The following is a 15,291-nucleotide window of genomic DNA, read 5'->3' as shown; positions in this document are numbered from 1 at the left end:
TTCAACGCGGCCCACAGGGAACCGACTACTCACCCATTGCCGAAACGCAGGTCTTGGATGTAGCAATACCTCACCACCTCGGCCGATCACTTGACTGAGTACGCTGGTGCCGCTGCAACGCCAAACGCGAGGCAAACGGATGTACAGCGTGATAGTACATAGACGTTGCAAAAAGGCGAAACCAAAATGGCGTCGCGAAATTCTGTGATCTGTGGCCTCGGCTAACCGGCTATTGCGATGAGCGACGGCTGATCCGATAAGGCCATTTGCTGGCTGATAAGCTTGAAAGCCGTGTACCCGCCGGCACACTCTCCGCTTTCATCAGTCTTTGGAGTAGCCATGCAGCCAGAGCTGCAGATCGGCTTGAACTGGCACGTTAGGCAGTCCTGCTGCCGCTCCTCTCTCATCTCGGTGAGATGGCCAGGCTGTGCAACTGAAACACCAACCGCATTGCGGTTGTTAGATTCCGAGGTCAGAGCAGTGCAGGCCTTGTAGTACCCACCATCATCGAACGTGTGAAAGCGGGTATCGCAAGCGCCGGAGAGGCAACCATACCCGCCACGCTCGCCACGGCGGAGGCGCCTGACACTTTCCAGAAGACCGTCTAGTGGTGATATGTGAAGGTCCTGAAAGTGGTCGCGAGGAGTGGCGACATATTGTGAATACGCCATCGCGAATCGTGCAATCCAGAGACTGTATTGCCGGTTGGTAACCCCAATCCGATCCCAGTTATTGATGGCATACCCTGTGCGAGTTAGCCGCTCAAAATGGACATGGCGAATACCCTTCGCACGAAGGAACTCAATCAGATCCGCTGGGTTCCTGAACTGCTCCATCAAAATCCTGGTGGCTGTAATCACAATATAGGGCTCAAGGCCCTCAGCCTGTAGCGCCTGGAGATTGCTCCAGAACCTTTCTTCAAAATCCAGGTTTGGGTCAGTCTTGTTTGAGCGAGTGCGGCGAATAACTGGGTCCCATGACACGCCGACAACACCATCAAAGAACTCGCGGTACAGCTCAGCCCATCGCTGATCGAAATTCATCAGGTTCGTCTGCAGGGAAAAGACAACCTTGTAGTCGTGTAGCTCAGCCCGCAGAAAGACCACTACCTTACGCATGAACTCGACACCAACAAGCGTCGGCTCTCCACCATGCATCTGAAACAAGATCGTACTGCCCGGGGTAGCGAAGGTCCGCACTTTGGCGGGTATCGCTTCGATGTGGGGCATCTCCATTCGCTTCGGATTATTGGGAATGAAGCAATGCTCGCAGTGAAGGTTGCAGGCCTCAATTAGGCGGACGTAGACCATATGGTCAAAGTCTGGGGCTCCGATACTCACTGGATTCGCTCTATGCCGTAGGTGTATGGGTCGTATCGGTAGATGCCGGAGGCCGCCAAGTAGGCCGATGCTAGACGCAGCCCGTCAGGACCGCTCAGGAAATCCTTCACGTGCATCAAGTGTGATCGGTAGCCCGCACACTCGCCTGAACCGGTGTGCACCTGGTGTGCAGTGATGGGGCAACCAGACTTACACCAGGACCGGAATTCGCACTTCCGGCAATGGTTTTCGATGTGCTCGATGTACTGAACTTTGATCCAACCAAGCCGGGCCGGGCTGGACTGAAACGCGTCTATCCCATCTTGCGCTTTAGGCCATGCATCAGATTCGTATTCCATGCGATCTGGACAGGAATTGAGAGAGCCGTCTGGGTTGATGACAAGAAAATCTCGCTGACATGAGCCGCCCCACCGCTCACCTGGCTGAGCACTCATGACGCCTGCGATCGATGCTCCAACGGCGTTGTTAGTAACGCAGGTCGCCGTTTCTCGCAGATCCGCAATGGATAAATCGAAGAGCTCCCGCAGGAAGTTTGCGTGCTCACGATTATCCGGCCGGTTCGCATCCCCACCCTGGCTGTTGTAGCGCTCAATGTTGAAGTGCCGAAAGCCATTGTCCTTGAACCATGAATAGATTTCGGGGGCTCTATGCAGCTCGCCGCGGGTTGGGACCATCACTGGTCCGACTTCAAGCCCATTACTGCGCGCCAGGTTGACCTTCTCCATCCAGAGATCGACGTACCGGTCGCTTGAGCCATTGATGGTTCTCCCGGAAAAGTCGATCGAGGAACCTACAAAGGAACCACAGCGCTCATGGAGAAAGCTCATATGGCTCGGCCGCAGTGGGATTAGAGATGTCTGGATCGACTCCTGAATCTCAAGCCCTTTAAGTCCGCTCCGCACTGCGTCAGAGAACTCAAAGAGGGTTTCTGATGACAAGGTGAGCGGCTCACCGCCGTGATACAGGATGGACACTCGCTCATGGCCTTCGCGCGCGGCGAGGTCGCGGATCAGTTGGAGGGATTGCTCAAGGGTTTCTGGCGACATTCTATTTTTTGTCGCCCTGACATCCTCTGGCAGATAGCAAAAGTCGCACCCTACGTTGCAATAGTTCGTCGGCTTGAGATAGACCTGAAGCATCAGGACACCATGGCCAGGGCCGCGACCCGGGCTCGTGCATCAGCCGGGGTGATGCCCAGCTTCAGTAGTAGTCGGTCGGCCTCACCACTGGCAACCGATTGTTTAAGCCTGGTGAAAACCATTTTCCAACTCTCGCAATATCCGAACTTGCCACCCATTCCACGCTCGAACAGTACCGAGTCTCTGGCGCAGCCTCCTTCGCATTCGGTGAAGTGATCACACGACCTGCAGTCGACTGGGAACTTGAATTGCCGGCTCATGATTTCCCTGGAAGCAGGTGAAGCTGACAAGGCTGAAACGATCTCTGCCGGAGGGTAGAACTTGACCTCAATAGGAGTCGGCCCCTGGACCTCTCCCGTTAGGATGTTGCCGAAGCGGTAGCGATCGTCACCGAGGTCGCTGAACTCGCTGCAATTGAACACTGAACCATCAGGATCAATCGTCAGGAATTTCCCACCGCATGACTTTGTCCAAGGGCACAGAGTGCTGCGGTATCCAGCGACCTTCTGGAGCATCTGATCCAGGGGCGTAATGTTGAATGTTGGTAGGTCGGCTACCCACCGGTCATAAAGGTCAACCAGCATCTGTCCATAGGTCCTGGGCTCGATGAGCATTCCAGAGTCACGAACACGGCCTGCCGGATAGGCATAGTTGAGACGAATGTCGAACCCATAGACTCCATACGACCTCGCTTTGTCGTACATCTCAGACGCGGATGAGGCAGCTCCCTCGTCGTACACACCGATCACCAAAGGACGAAAGCCATCTCCAATCACGGCATCCATTGCCTTCCAGAACAGCCTGTCGTAGGTCTCAGCTGAGCCCTTCACTGTGCGATAGCGTTTGTACGGATCAAAACTGGTGGAGATGCGGCCCTCAAATACATCTTCGAAGACGTCTTTCCAACGTGAAGTCTTGTAGGCCAGTAAATTAGTTTGAATGGCGAATTTGACGCCTGGATGCCGTTGCCGAGCGTACTCAGCACACTGCCGATAAAACTCAGGCTTCATCAGCATCGGCTCACCGCCATGCCAGATCCACTGCACGTTCGGAGTGAACGAATCTACCAGACGATCAAACATCATCTGGAAATCGCCAAACGTCCAGCCCGGGTTGCCGTCCGGCGGTGCAGAGCAGTAGGTGCAATCTGCATTGCAGTCCTTGGTAGGCTTGGCAATGATGACGGAGTACGGCACTAATCAGTTAACCTTCTGTGGCTGACGCCCCTTTCGGAGCGTTAGGGGTAGTAGCAATACACATCTACCAGGGAATCAAGCTTGTTGCGCTCTTCTGCGGTACCCCAGATGTCGGTCTGAACAATCCACATTTTGCCGTTGTCGATCAACCGATAAACAAAACCAAAAATGCCGCTGCCTGTAACGCCAGGGTTGTAACCACCGGACATCATGCCTGGCCGTAACGATGCTTTAGGGATCCCGCCATTTGAGCATGTAGGCTTTATAACGCCCCAGCCGTGCCTGACAAGATAGGTACCCTTCTGCACGTAGTTCGGCAGCAGATCTGACAACAAAGCGTTGTTTCGTGTCCGAATCCTGATGTCATCGGCAGTTAGCATGTTGCCAGCAGCGATGCTTACGTCCTGTGATGCTGACGAAAGGTTCAACGAACCGTTCTGCGCACTAATTGTTGGGTTCACCTTTGAGAGCTGGATGTCACCACCTTCAGCGATGGACTGCCCACCAAGTAAAAGGGTTGCGCGCATCCTGTTGTCTTCAGGGTTACCAGTGGAAACACGACTTAGCTTGGTGCTCAGCGCCGGCTCGGTACCTGGCACCCCAATGGTCGACCTGATCGTGTGATTGGCTTTATCGGTGATGGTTGTCGCAGGCAATCCGTTTGCTACGTCGCCATCCCAGTCCTTGATGATGTTCTGAGTCACGCTGAACGTATACGTTGTGCATTGAGTCGAGATCGCGGAGTTAAATTTGTTCTTGTTGTTCACACCGGCCAGCATCGGTGGGTTTGTGCCCTCAAGCACAGACTTAGCGTTAGAGCAGGTTGAGTCACCTGGCCAGGCACCATTTTTCATGCGGTACGTTCGGGCGGCATCCAGGACCGCTTGAGTCTCTTGGATGGTAAGACCAGAGCGTTTCTCGTTGATCGATTCCATAAACTTGGGAACGGAAAACATAGCCATGAGGGTAAGTACCGCCAGAACTACCGAAAGCTCGATGAGCGTAAAGCCGGACTGGCCTTTGCTACTGCGGAGGTCAGCGCGTTTCTTCATCGTGAAGCATCCGTTTTTGGTTAACGACCCAAGATGGGTATGCAGCATTCCTTGGGCGTGTAGACAGGATTAGTCTGGTCTTGCCACCAACTGTCTCAGTGACCAAACCTCCATAATTGTCCTGGAGAAAAGGTAGGTCGACCGCAACGTAGCAACGAGCAGCATCGAATTTGACCAGGATTTTGGAGCCCAAAGCGTTGTCTGCCGGCAAGTTGTAATCGTTAGCTAGCTTTGTCTGCAGCATGGCTGTCGTAGACCAGTTGGGCATGCTGGCGTAGGTGTGACTGTACCTACCTGAACCATCCACCGACGTAGTCAGCACTTTCGTGCGAGCAATGTCACATACTTGAAGGATCGACTGGGCTTGACCAATCGACGCTTCAATCTTGGACTCTGTGACCCGCTCAAAGGAAGGCGGCAACAGCGCGACTGAGAGCAACGCAATAATCGCTAACGCGACAATAATCTCAATGAGTGTGAAGCCCGCCTGGGCACGCCGAGTACTCACATCTGCTTCAACGCGGAATTGAGATTCACGATCGGCATGTAGAACCCGACCGCGAACATCATGATGGTTAGAATCATCATAGAGAATCCAACAATCGATGCCACCCGGCTAACACGAGCAGAATATTCGAGGTAATAGGCTTTTAGCGCTTCGTTCAGATTGGCGAGAACCATATCTCGGCCTTGCGGCCCCTGATCTTCAAAGCCCTGAAGGTTCTGATGCACAATTGGCGGCCACTCAGGGTTATCGAAAACATCAGATAGCTGTCGTCCCTCGTTCAGCCGCTCAGATGCCTGAAGGTATAGTCGATGGGTTAGGCCCTTAGACCGCGCCGCCAGGAATCGGAAGCTCTGCAGGTTGTTGAAACCACTCGATAGAAGCAGCTGATAGGACGTTACAAAGTCCAGTCCACGCGAAACTTTCATCCGCTCATTAATGAATGAGAAGACTGGGAGAGTCCTTATGTTTTCCCAGATTCTCTCCCGGAAAACGTAGATACCCGCAACGCCAGCAATCAGAAATACGAAGTACTGCGTATAGAGCATGAACAGAAACATGATCATATTGCTGAGTGCGTTGAGCTTCAGCGGAATACGCTGCACCTCAATGAAGTCGTTAATGGTGCTACCAGCCCATAGCGGAATGCCAACCATAAAAAGTGCACCAAGAGTGGTATAGAGCAACCCTTGCTGCATTGCCTTCCCAAACTCCTTCTTGGCATTAATGCGTTCCTGAATCGCCTTTGAGGCACGGTACAAAGATTCAGAAAGCTTGCCCGCTTTATCACCAGCATCTGCGATGAGAATCGCTGTCTCATCAAAGCGGAGCTTGGTTAAATACTCCTTCGGAGTTTCACAACGATCGATTTCACCGAAGGTCAGGCCCAGGCGACCGAAGTCGACTGACTCCTTAATCGCCTTGCCAATGGTTTTCCCCGAAGCAAGCTTCGATGCAATAGCAGACAGAATCAAAACCTGTTCGATTGGGGGGAATTTCTTTTCAAATGCTGCCTTCACCGCCCCCAGGTGATCGACCTTCACCTGCTGGATGAACTTAGGGGGCCGACCAAAGAGAAGAATGGCTTGCTCACGAGTCTCAGCCTTGATGGAAGAAGAGGTCTCAATGCTGCCGGACTCTCCAATGAAACTGATCTGCCAGTAAGCCATTCTCTCAACCCCCGATCAGTTGCAGCGATATGCGACGGTGATAGAGGTGTTGCCAGACGCAACGGCCGACTGGACGTTGTTGGTACTGGTCAAAGCTGTTGCCAAGTCGGCAGCGGTTTTGGTATCGGTGGAATCAATGGGGTAATTGATCGTGACCAGGTTCGAGGTTACAGACGCGACGGTCCACGGAGAGTTCCACACCGTATTGGTCGGCAGACCACGCTCAAGCAACAAGGCCTTGGTGATGTTCGTAGCGCTGCAGGTCTGCGTGCGGGACACCTGGCGAGTGATCGCCGAAGGGAAGTCCTTCTCGAGTTGGGTTAAGGCAGTGCTGTATTTGGCGTCTTCCTTGTTCTGGATCAGGCCAGGCAAGATAAAGGCAGCGAGCATAGCAACGATCGCAATCGCGACCACGATTTCGAGGAGTGTGAAGCCCTTTTGCATCTTGAGGGCTGCGGCGGTGGATACTCGATTCTTGCGGTTCATCTCTGAGTTGCCTCGGTGATTTTGCTTTAGTTTGTGTACAGGTCTGCCGAAGCGGACACTGAAATTCCATGCATCTTTCCGTCACCGCCGAGGCGGTCATTCATGACAGAAGAGAGGCCGTGACTAGGTCCAAGGGATAGTGAGAACACGATATCGCCTCTAGCCTCGACCCCTTCCGCCCTGCTCGTCAGGGCGGGTGGTATCTGTTGTGTAGATTGTCTTGGATGCGCTCATAGAACGCTATCCAAAACACTACATCCAAATTCATGCTGGTAATCGAACCCTACTCCAAGGCTTGTATGGTCAAAGCTGAGGTTGGTGACGAAGTCCCGGTGCGGAGGCATGGCCCGTTGCTTGAATCGCAGCCCCACTTCCTGGCCTGGTTCCGACCACGCGATCGGTCATGTACGGGCGAAGGCGAGCCTCAAGTTCCTGAAAGCTTGTGATGCCGGCTTTGACCAGACGCAGGCCGTCGTCCCACAAGTCGAGGAAGGTCCCATTGGCAATTGACTCGCGTCGAAGGATGGCCGGGCTTACGCCAGCGAGGATTGCTTCCTGAATGTCGGGGGTGAACTCAAGGATTTCCACAATGCCGGCACGGCCGCGCATGCCTCCAGACTCGTGTCCACAGGTCGAGCAACCTTTAGGGTTAGCCTTGTACAAAACGACTTCTGTGGTTCCACCAAAAATCTGGTTTGAACCATAGAGCGCTGCATGTTTATGGTCATCCTTGAGCCGATAGGAGACCTTGCAATCGCTGCACAGCCGCCGGACAAGCCGCTGCGCGGCGAAAGCAGCGGTGTTAGCCGCAATGATGTCCGCTGGGATATCCATACGCTCCAGCCGGCCGATCGACTCGTGAGCATTGTTCGTATGGATGGTCGTGAGCACGAGGTGACCGGTCATTGCAGCACTGTAGCCAAGGTCTGCAGTTGCTTTGTCACGCATCTCCCCTACGTAAATAACGTCAGGGTCCTGTCGCAGTAAGGCACGCAAAGCATCAGCGAAGGACAAATGCTTACTGCATTCAGTATGCGTCATCCCCTCATGCTGGATTTCTACTGGCTCTTCAATTGTGTGGTAATTACGATCGGGGTTGTTCCGATAAGCATCGAGCAGAATTGCACTTTGAGTAGTCGTTTTTCCGGAGCCGGTTGGTCCAGTCAAAGCGATTAGTCCGTTTGGCAGATTGCCCAGGCGTCGGAAAATTTCCTTATTTCGATCTGACAGGTCTAGATGGTCCAGGTTTGCCAGTTTTGTGTTATTCCCGAGCAGACGCAGAACCAGTTTCAGCGTTTTATCGGACCCGCGCTGAACCGGTATAGAGCTCAAGCGGATGTTTATCTTCTTGTTGCCAGATAGATCAAATCCGAATTTGCCATCCTGTGGGGTGCCGGTCTCAAGCGACAAGTTGCAGAGGGTTTCGATTGCCACCCGACACACCGAATCGTGCATGCTTATAGGGTAGGTTCTTTGAGTCCTGAGATCTCCATCAATGCGGAATCGCACCTGGATACGATCTCCCTGAGAAGGCTGAAGGTGGATGTCAGTGGCATCCTTAGAAGCAGCTTCTCGGATCATATCGTCGATGCGCTTACCCGCTCGCTGCTTCGCAGCCTCGACGTCCCCGGATATCTCATCCTCGTCATCGATATCGGTATTGCGTAGCCCATCGAGTTTGGCTGCACCGATGACGCCAATACGCAAATCACCATCCTGCTTAAGCAGGCCTTCGCTCTTTTTTTGCCGTGCCCAACTAAGGGCTCGTGCAATGGAACGTTGATCCAAGGGGTTGGTCAGAAAAACGATGCCATCGTAAACACAGAAGTTCTCCGAGATATCAGGCAGCAGCGCCTTACGGCCTTCTTCAATCTCGGTGAAAGCCGGGCGGCCGAGTGCATTAGCAACAGCGGAAACCAAAGCGTCTTCGTTACTCGCCATCCGCGCGATATCAGGAATTATCGACTCCATGGTTTCAGAAGTCGGTAGCGACTGTGCCTGGGATAGCGTGATCTTTGAATCGGCCACGAGTAGCTTCAGAATCTTCTTCTGTTGAATCTCTACGCCGCCTTTAACTCGTTCATCACTCATGATCAGTCGTCCGCATATCGTTTGGAGGTAGTCCAGTCAATGGAAACAACCTGAGTACCTTTCGGCCCTTTCAGGTACGCTTTATCGACGGTGAAGCGGGTAAGCGTCAGGTCATAAACCTTCTCGCCAACTCGAAGAACACGATCACCATCGTTGGTGCGCAGGGTTACCGAGTCGCCGCGGACTTGCTGTAGAGCAAGAACCTTCTTTTCGTCGTCATCAGAAGCCGGCTGCTCCTGAGGTTCAGGCTTGCTCAAACCAGGTGGGCCCGGCATCGGCGAACGCTGCTGACTGAACGGAGAGTTTGGTGGCGCCGGGGTAGCTCCACTCATGGTGGGTTGTTCAAGCATGAAGGGCATAGCGTTGGGAACAATCGGGGAGCCTGCGTTCTGGAACGGATTGACTTCAGGGCTACTACCCTGCTTTCTCACCGCCACACCCAGTTTCTGGAGGCTTTCAACGCCCAAAGGATTACCATCGGCATCAACGATGAAACCAGCATCAGACATCTTCTTGTATGCATCAGCCATATCGGCCTGAAGCTTCAACTGATCGCGTTTGTATTCCATGTTCGTCATGGTCTTTTGGCGATCGAGGATCTGGTCGGAATCATCGGCAAAACATGCCGATGAAAGGGCCACTAATGCAGACAATGCAACGTTCGGAAAGACCTTCATCTCAGGTTCCTACAACTGTGATGTTTAACTTCATGATTCCGCCTGAGATTGTGTAGTCATACAAAAACGTCGGAACCTCAGATTGAATCTTTTTAGCTACCCCAAGTACCGCGCGAGGCTCACCGCTAAGCTGAGCTGTCCAATTCCGCAGCGGACCTGAATATGAGTTTGTTTGTTCGCCCTTTGTCATCTCGTCCAGTGCTTTAAATGCCACCCCGTAGATAGCAGATGTAGCACTTGCAATCCGCCAAGAGCTTTCAAGCTTAGGTAGAACTGGAAGTTTGTTGATCGCGTCAATGTCGTTTTGAAGCGCGCTATTTACTCGATCAACCTGGCTGTAATCGTTCGGTAACTGACGCCCTTCGCCAAAGGTCATGGTGACCTTGAACCCAATAACGATTGCTGCCAGTACCGCGATATACATGGCCCCAGTGAACAAAGGTTCCCCGCGCGGACCTTTAGCCTGCTGGCCAATTGGCTTCTTAAGGAATGAGAGATTAATGTGGCACCCCCTCAGCGTCTGGTGAGACGGTCAACAGATAGCCCATTTGAGGTGTTAGCTCTGCTGTTACTCCCGGGATCTTTGCAGTCAAATCAACCGGGAAATGATTGCGCGTAAGGAAGACATGCTCTGCTGTAAAACCTGTTACCAGCCCTGTCTCAGGCGTAGTAATTTTCGAGTCAAAAGCGAGGACCTTGTTGATACGGTCAATGACCAAAGAGTGATTTGGTCTTTCCGGCAGTCGCTCTTTTAACAATCCAGCAGCGCGAGCATCCAAATCATTGCTCAGCTGTTTCTTGGTAGTGTATTCGGCCATGTTCATTCGATAGACGGTGTGCATGGTGTAATTGAATGCAATAACAGCGACTGCAATTACCAGACAGATCGATATCGTCAAATACCAGCGTTTTGTACGTTCATGCTGTTTCTTCGAAAATAGCTCTACCCGGGTAAACGCCGGGGTTGATGGCAGCTTAAGGTCAGATAGATCTACCTTGATGCGCGGCGCTGAATACAGATCCGCGTCATAGAGGTCCGCAGAGTAGTTGTCGATATACTCAGAAGATCGCTTGATGTTGGCAGGATTATCATAATCACTGCCATGCTCCATCTGTAGGTAGACACCGCCAGCCTCGCTGGTTGGGAATACCACAACCTCGTGCCCCAAAGGCACAAGGTTGTTCGCGAATAGTAATTGCCAAAGCCCGTAGACATTCGTGCCCGGGAAGTTTTCACGGAGCGTGCCTAGTTCATTCTCATCGATATAGATCGGCGGACGACCGTCCGCCGCAACCTGCTCAATGACCGTGAACACTTCAGATTCACGGCCTGTTGCCAGAGCATCGGTACCGATTGCATCACGAAAGATGATGACCTCTTCACCATCAATCGTAATCGGTATCCCAAGCTGGAGTTCGGCCATTACAACGCCCCTTCAACCAAGGTTGGGGTGACCACAAGCACCAGCTCGCGACGCTCCAGATTGTTGTTCACGCTCTGAGTCAGCGGATTCAGGACCGCCTTGGTAACCAGGTTCTGCCACGGGAGTCGGCGAAGTGCTTCGTTCATTCGCTTCGTGATCAGACCGCCCAGATGCACCGACTGACCAGAAGAAGTGATCAGTTGGGTGCTGAATTCCTTCAGGTTCACTCGTGGTGTGTTGAAAGAGAAATCACCGATTTGGATGGTGTCTGGTTCATTCAGGTTCGAGATCACTGGCCACACGTCTACCAGCAGACGGTCATTCTCGAGCACGCGAACAGTCACACTCAGCGTCACACCAACCTTCAGGCGGCCCAGCTTCGGAGTGACAGTAACGTTCCCGCTTTCGTCTTGAGACTGCTCAACGTCCACGATGTAGGTCAGTTCTTCACCTGCATAGATCTGGGCAGGAACTCCGTTACGAACAGTGATGTTCGGCTGGTCCTTCAACTCAACCCGCCCGTACTGCTCCAGGAACTTCACCAGCGCCGAAGCAGTAACATTCGACGACTCATAGGTGCCCTGGATGTTCCAGAACGGGTCGTCGCTGGCTGGAGAGGTGTTGAAGATGTTCAGACCCAGAGGATTGCCGTTAACTGTCCCCTTGATCAGCAGGTTCCAGTCGACACCCTTTTGCTTTCCATCAGTCAGCAGTACGTCGTATGCCTCTACCTGGACGTTGACTACTTTGGTCGATTCAGCGATCGCACGCTGGAAGTAGCGGTCCAGCACCTTCATTTTCGAAGGTCGACCACCAGCAGTCACAATACCAACAGAGCGGATCCCCTCAATGTACGGTGGGGTTTCGTCCGAGTCGCCCAGACCTGGGATCGCAACGGGGGCTTGCACATCGAAGTTGAGCCCGGAACTCTGCATGTTGGACGATCCGCCGCTGCGACCACCAACTGAAGTGCTATCGGCCCCACCGGCTGTACGGATTCCGCCCGCCTTATCGGCTTCCGCGCCGATGATCGTCCGAGCCCCCGACATGATCTTGGTCCATTCATCTTCTGACAAAGAGAAGCCAATCACGTTACCAGTCGATGTTCCGGTTTCGCGGTTGTCATCGTCACTATCACCCGCTTTTGCACCACGAGTTTGGGTTGAGGCGATGACGTTGTTTACGTTCCGTGTCGAGGCAAAAGCGGCGAGATTCCACTCACGGGTTTCGAAGTTGCTGACGAGGATCCGATTGCCTTCAATCTTGATGTCAAGATCCCGGGTACCCTCGATGTACTCGATGAAGTCGGACATTTGCATGCCGCTTGCAGCAACATCGATAGTGTCATTCAGGTTTACTTGGCCACGCGGAATGATCGAGTAACCAGGCAACGTCTCGGAAAGTACCTCACGCAGGGAAATACCTTTCTGGGTGAGGAACACAGGCTTCCGTTTTGCCGCATCCTCGGTTCTGATCTCGCGGACATAGGTGTTACCGCGAAGAGCCTGCATCTTTTCTTGGGCGTCAGGTCGCAGCGGCGAGTGCTCTACTTCAGGGGAAATGTCGAACTGGTTCTGGCACCCGAGCAGTCCAGTGGCCAGTGTCAGTGCAATAGCGATTTGCTTGAGCTTCATTAGCTGGCCTTCGGTTATGGGCGATCGGTAAGCAGGATCATTGGCGACGGATTACCTTCAGGGTCCTTCAGATCCCAGAAGTATTGGTAGCGGACTTTTGCATCGCGGACAGATGCAGTTAGGTGGCGTAGAGCCAGATCCCGCGCATCTGTGGAAACGAATTGATAGCGGCGGATTTCGAGCTCAGGTTTTCTGTTGAAGTCCGTCTGAACCCGCCAGCCGCTCGGCATGATTCCGCTGACGATTTCCTTGATGGTTGCTGCCTGGTACTCGGCAGTCACCGGCTCGTTCATCACGACGGTCGGATCAATGCGCTCGAGGATCACGCGCTTGTGTGCGGCGGACTCGATGACTTCGGCATTGTTCTCCGCGAGCATCAGGAGTTGATCGCTCTGAGCCTTGATGTTGGCGATATCTGCGACCTGCTCGTACTTCACACGCTCGGCTTGGTGTTGTGCCTGGCGATTGAGTTCTAGCGCATGCTGAATCTCCGCTTGCTGGGCCACCAAATCAGCTCGGCGTTTGGCCGCGGTCGCCTCGGCTGTAGCCCTGGCAGCTTCGAGTTGGCGCTCAGTTTCTTTACGCGCACTCACCAACGACTGCTGGTTCGCTTCCAGGTCGGCCAATGTCTGGCGGTACTTGCGCTCGGTTTCAGTCTCCTGAACCGAGATCACAGGATCATCAACCGACAGATCAAGCTGGAGGCCCTTGACGGGCTTAGTCTGTTGGTAATCCACAGGTTGGTTGATGTTTTGCGCCCGGCCGGCCTCATAGGACCGATCGAACGGGGACAAGGCTTGATTGCGGGCGAGGGCGCTATCGTTGAAAGCGCTATTCGACGCGTAAGCCGCTTGGCAGCCGATCATCAGTGCCAGAATGGACAGGGCATGCTTCACAACAAAATCCTTTGGAGGTGACTGTTATCCGTAATAGTGGAAAGCCACTGCTCCAAAAAAGCGGTTTTGGTTGGAACTTTTTGAAAAAAACCGGCACCCTTTTTGAGTCACCCCTTTTGGTAATGCCAAAAATGAGTTCTTCATCTGCTTCGAATGCCAAGACCGCCGTGTTCCCAATGCTGGTCATGTTGTCGATCGTTATCGGTGGGTACGCTGCATACCTTGTGGACAAGGGCGAGGAGCTGAACTACCAGGCTGCCGCCCTAGCTCCCGTTTGGTACATGTTCAAACCTCGGTTCCTTACCCAGTTCATCTCAGACGGCGGGTACGTCGGAACGCTGGTGGCAGTCGGATTGAACATTGCTCACGCCCTTCTCTACGTAGCACTTGCCTACACGGCAGTCACAATTGGGTTTGCCCGGTTTTTCAAGCCTCGCAATGGCCAGGCTGAGGATGTGGCTGTAGAGGTAGTAGACCCTGCTGTCTCAGGTATCTACCCTTGCGAGATTCCGGGGTCGTCCATGATGATCATGATCCCGGATAGCCGGGATCCCAGCACCGGTGCCACCATTGAAGGGGTGAAAGACAAAGACCCTTTTGAACAGTTCTTTGTGAGGTGCGACCGCAAGCCAGTAGCGACAGCACGACCTCCTATAACGCCAGTCGAAAAACTCCAGGTAGCGGTGCTGGAACTACTTGCAGCGCATCCATCAGTGCCCGCAAGTGTTGGGCATCATCACGCTGACGCCACCCTCGCTGATCACTCCAAGGCCATTTCTAGAGCAATTGCTGAGTACATGCACCACAAGGGATGGGAGGAGCCACTCGCGCGCGTAGCAGGGCTCGCTCATGACGTTGATAAGTTACTGGCTTATCAGGAAAAGGAACCTGGTCAATGGGTCAAGCGAAAGGACGCTACACACCACAACACCTTCAGTGCCTACCTAATCCGCCAGCAACCTGAATTCAAAGCTTTACCTGAAGAGGACCAATTCACGCTCACGATGGCGCTACGGTACTACCATCACCCAGGCTCTCTCCCAACCAACGCAGGGGAGCGAGTTGAGCGCCTAATCAGCGCAATCCGACATGCTGACGGGAAGACCATTCAGTCAGAAAAAGCTGCAGGGATTGCCAACGCCCAAGCGGCGTCGAACACCATCGCTCTAGTTGCTCTGGCCATCGAGAAGTTTCTGACCGCAGCAGACATCAATGGTTACCGTGGAGGCCAGGCGGCCGGCTGGACCAAGGACGCCTACGAATACGTGATCATTCCTATGTCTGGCGTGATTGAGTCTATTGGTGAGTTCCTCCCCAACGAGCTATTGAGGCAGTTGCAACTCGGTGTTGACTCACGCAATTTCAAGCACCCATCCGTTCCTGTCATTAGGGATGCACTGAACTCACTCGGCCTTCTGATGAGCAAGGTCAAAGATTTGGAAAGTCCAACGGGTATGTTTGACGTGAAGGTAGGGGTAAAGGTCTGGAGGGCGTGCGTACTTCTCGATAAGGATCGAATTTCTGAATTACTGCCCACAACCGTTCCAAAATGGGGTACCACAATGTACGGGATGGTCAAGATTCAGAAGCCAACCCTGGATAAAAGTCACGCTGAAGACGAAGAGCCAGCAGCAAGCGCTTCCGGCTAAAAGATTCCGCATGCGAAAACATTTCCCCGGCGC

General features: G+C 53.3%; 14 protein-coding genes. 1 reads left to right on the top strand and 13 read right to left on the bottom strand.

The genetic code is table 11. From position 1 onward, the window contains the following. Window positions 1–221 precede the first annotated feature (221 nt). The 13 genes from H8F21_RS15525 to H8F21_RS15465 form a co-directional block, all read right to left on the bottom strand. Window positions 222–1,310 carry a radical SAM protein gene (locus H8F21_RS15525; RefSeq protein WP_236043071.1) on the bottom strand — a complete coding sequence of 363 codons (1,089 nt, stop codon included), beginning with the start codon at window positions 1,308–1,310 and terminating at the stop codon, window positions 222–224. Window positions 1,311–1,336: 26 nt separating this feature from the next. Then, a complete protein-coding gene (locus H8F21_RS15520) occupies window positions 1,337–2,479 on the bottom strand; it encodes a radical SAM/SPASM domain-containing protein (RefSeq protein WP_203584891.1) in 1,143 nt (380 codons plus the stop codon). Then, window positions 2,479–3,675: a radical SAM protein gene (locus H8F21_RS15515; RefSeq protein ID WP_328824493.1), complete on the bottom strand. Its 1,197-nt coding sequence runs from the start codon at window positions 3,673–3,675 to the stop codon at window positions 2,479–2,481. Before H8F21_RS15515 ends, H8F21_RS15520 begins: the two co-directional genes overlap by 1 nt. A 41-nt stretch (window positions 3,676–3,716) precedes the next feature. Next, window positions 3,717–4,727 carry a type II secretion system protein gene (locus H8F21_RS15510; protein ID WP_203584890.1) on the bottom strand — a complete coding sequence of 337 codons (1,011 nt, stop codon included), beginning with the start codon at window positions 4,725–4,727 and terminating at the stop codon, window positions 3,717–3,719. Further along, window positions 4,711–5,235: a prepilin-type N-terminal cleavage/methylation domain-containing protein gene (locus H8F21_RS15505; RefSeq protein WP_203584889.1), complete on the bottom strand. Its 525-nt coding sequence runs from the start codon at window positions 5,233–5,235 to the stop codon at window positions 4,711–4,713. The genes H8F21_RS15510 and H8F21_RS15505 overlap by 17 nt, the downstream gene beginning before the upstream one ends. Continuing rightward, window positions 5,232–6,401 carry a type II secretion system F family protein gene (locus tag H8F21_RS15500; RefSeq protein WP_203584888.1) on the bottom strand — a complete coding sequence of 390 codons (1,170 nt, stop codon included), beginning with the start codon at window positions 6,399–6,401 and terminating at the stop codon, window positions 5,232–5,234. Before H8F21_RS15500 ends, H8F21_RS15505 begins: the two co-directional genes overlap by 4 nt. Before the next feature lie 15 nt (window positions 6,402–6,416). After that, entirely contained in the window at window positions 6,417–6,887 is a 471-nt protein-coding gene (locus tag H8F21_RS15495) for a type II secretion system protein (RefSeq protein WP_203584887.1), read from the bottom strand. A gap of 303 nt (window positions 6,888–7,190) precedes the next feature. Continuing rightward, the gene (locus H8F21_RS15490; RefSeq protein ID WP_203584886.1) at window positions 7,191–8,978 is read right to left on the bottom strand and encodes an ATPase, T2SS/T4P/T4SS family; all 1,788 of its coding nucleotides are present in this window, start codon (window positions 8,976–8,978) and stop codon (window positions 7,191–7,193) included. A 2-nt stretch (window positions 8,979–8,980) separates the two neighbouring features. After that, window positions 8,981–9,655, bottom strand: coding sequence for a hypothetical protein (locus H8F21_RS15485; RefSeq protein ID WP_203584885.1), 675 nt, complete (start codon window positions 9,653–9,655; stop codon window positions 8,981–8,983). Window position 9,656: 1 nt separating this feature from the next. Next, complete coding sequence (locus H8F21_RS15480) at window positions 9,657–10,079, bottom strand: hypothetical protein (protein WP_203584884.1); 423 nt, start codon at window positions 10,077–10,079, stop codon at window positions 9,657–9,659. 73 nt (window positions 10,080–10,152) lie between these two features. Further along, window positions 10,153–11,079 (bottom strand): hypothetical protein, encoded by a 927-nt coding sequence (locus H8F21_RS15475; RefSeq protein WP_203584883.1) that lies wholly within the window; start codon window positions 11,077–11,079, stop codon window positions 10,153–10,155. Further along, window positions 11,079–12,713 (bottom strand): type II secretion system protein GspD, encoded by a 1,635-nt coding sequence (locus tag H8F21_RS15470; protein WP_203584882.1) that lies wholly within the window; start codon window positions 12,711–12,713, stop codon window positions 11,079–11,081. The genes H8F21_RS15475 and H8F21_RS15470 overlap by 1 nt, the downstream gene beginning before the upstream one ends. Before the next feature lie 14 nt (window positions 12,714–12,727). After that, window positions 12,728–13,579: a hypothetical protein gene (locus H8F21_RS15465; protein WP_236043054.1), complete on the bottom strand. Its 852-nt coding sequence runs from the start codon at window positions 13,577–13,579 to the stop codon at window positions 12,728–12,730. 2 nt (window positions 13,580–13,581) lie between these two features. Between H8F21_RS15465 and H8F21_RS15460 the strand changes: the two genes are divergently transcribed. Beyond that, entirely contained in the window at window positions 13,582–15,258 is a 1,677-nt protein-coding gene (locus H8F21_RS15460; protein ID WP_328824492.1) for an HD domain-containing protein, read from the top strand. Window positions 15,259–15,291: the final 33 nt, after the last annotated feature.

This window comes from Pseudomonas arcuscaelestis (genome assembly GCF_016881005.1).
Classification (GTDB): domain Bacteria; phylum Pseudomonadota; class Gammaproteobacteria; order Pseudomonadales; family Pseudomonadaceae; genus Aquipseudomonas; species Aquipseudomonas arcuscaelestis.
Note: the sequence above shows the minus strand (reverse complement) of the source record. Positions and strands in the feature narration are given on the sequence as shown.